Annotated in this window: 2 protein-coding genes; both read left to right on the top strand. The window is 70.7% G+C overall.

Translation table 11 applies throughout. The annotated features are described in order from the left end of the window. Window positions 1-929: alpha-E domain-containing protein (locus DD1DGNOD_RS09465; protein ID WP_131769922.1), on the top strand; the 929-nt coding region annotated here is incomplete at its 5' end. Between the two features lie 79 nt (window positions 930-1,008). After that, a partial coding sequence (locus DD1DGNOD_RS09460; RefSeq protein WP_131769924.1) for a transglutaminase family protein occupies window positions 1,009-1,671 on the top strand: 663 nt, incomplete at its 3' end.

Genomic DNA, 1,671 nt, shown 5'->3' with positions numbered 1-1,671 from the left:
CCGAATCGCTGTTCTGGATCGGCCGCTACTCCGAACGCGCCGAACACACCGCCCGCATCCTCGACGTCCACGTCCAACGGGTGCTGGAGGACCCGTGGCTGGACGAGGCCTCAGCCGGCCGGGAACTGCTGGCCGTCATGGGAATGTCCGCACCTGAAGTCACCGCGGATTCACGGCAGGTCACCGAACTGCTCGCGTTCGACCCGGGCAACCCGTCCAGCATCACCGGCGCGGTCTGCGCGGCCAGGGAGAACGCCCGCGGCGCCCGCGACGTCGTGTCCAGCGAGGTCTGGGAGTGCCTGAACGCGACCTGGAACGACCTGCCGCACTCCGAACAGCTCGCGCGCCGGCTCGGCCCGCATGTCTTCTTCCGGTACATCAGGGAGCGGACGGCAATGCTCGCGGGCCTGGTCGACGCCACCCTCGCCCGCGACGACGGATGGCGCTTCCTCATCCTGGGGCGCAGCCTCGAGCGGGTCGACATGACCGCCCGGCTACTGTCGTCGAGCATCAGCGAGGATCCCGCGGCCCAGAGCTGGGTGAGCCTGCTGCGGTCCTGCGGAGCGCACGAGGCGTACCTGCGGACCTACCGGCGGGCTGTGGACGCCGCGCGCGTCGCCGAGTTCCTGCTGCTGGACCGGCTGTTCCCGCGGTCGGTGTACTGGTCGCTGTCCATGGCCGAACAGATCCTGGCCGAGCTCGACGGCACCCGCCGCGAGGCCCGGTTCACCGTGGACGACATGGCCCGCCGCATCGTCGGGCGGGCCCGCACCGAACTTGAATTCCGCAGCGTGGACGAACTGGTCGACGACATGCCCGACCTGCTGGTATCCCTGCAACGCACCTGCTCCACGGTCAGCGAGGCGGTCACGCACCGCTACTTCACCCGCGATGCGCCCCGCTCCTGGACAACGGAGGTACCGGCATGAAGCCGGACATGAGGGCGGGCATGAAGGCGGCACCGCATGACGGCGGATGTGAAGGCAGTACCGGCGTGAAGGCGGATCGGTGAGCTGGCAGATCCGGATCGAGCACTCCACCGGCTACCGGTACGCAGCCCCGGTGATCTCCTCGTACAACGAGGCCCGGATCATCCCGCAGACCGCCTCCGGCCAGCTCACCCTCGAAGCGAGCGTGCGTACCGAACCGGCCGCGGCCACCTACCGTTACTGGGACTACTGGGGCACACAGGTCACCGCGTTCGACGTCCACACCCCGCACACCGAGCTCGTCGTCACCGGCCGGTCGGTGGTCCGGACCGCCTCCGCCCGGCCGAGACCGGACAGTGGGCCGAGCTGGCAGGCCCTTGCCGACGAGCCGGTCACGGACCGGTTCGTCGAGTTCATCCGCCCGAGCCGGTTCGCTCCGGACCATCCGGAGCTTGCCGACGCGGCCCGCGAACTCGCCGCGCACCACCACACCCCGGCCGAGTTCGTTCCGGCCGTCGGCGAATGGATCCGGCAGCGCCTGACCTACCGGCCCGGCATGACCGGCGTGCACACGTCCGCGGTGGAGGCGTGGCAGCGGGGTGAAGGCGTCTGCCAGGACTTCGCCCACCTGGCCCTGGTCCTGCTGCGGGCCGCCGGCCTGCCGGCCCGGTACGTCTCCGGCTACCTGCACCCGTCCGCGGACGCCGCGGTCGGCGAGACCGTCGTCGGCCAGAGCCACGCG

Source organism: Candidatus Protofrankia californiensis (assembly GCF_900634765.1).
Classification (GTDB): domain Bacteria; phylum Actinomycetota; class Actinomycetes; order Frankiales; family Frankiaceae; genus Protofrankia; species Protofrankia californiensis.
This window is presented reverse-complemented; position numbering and strand designations above follow the sequence as displayed.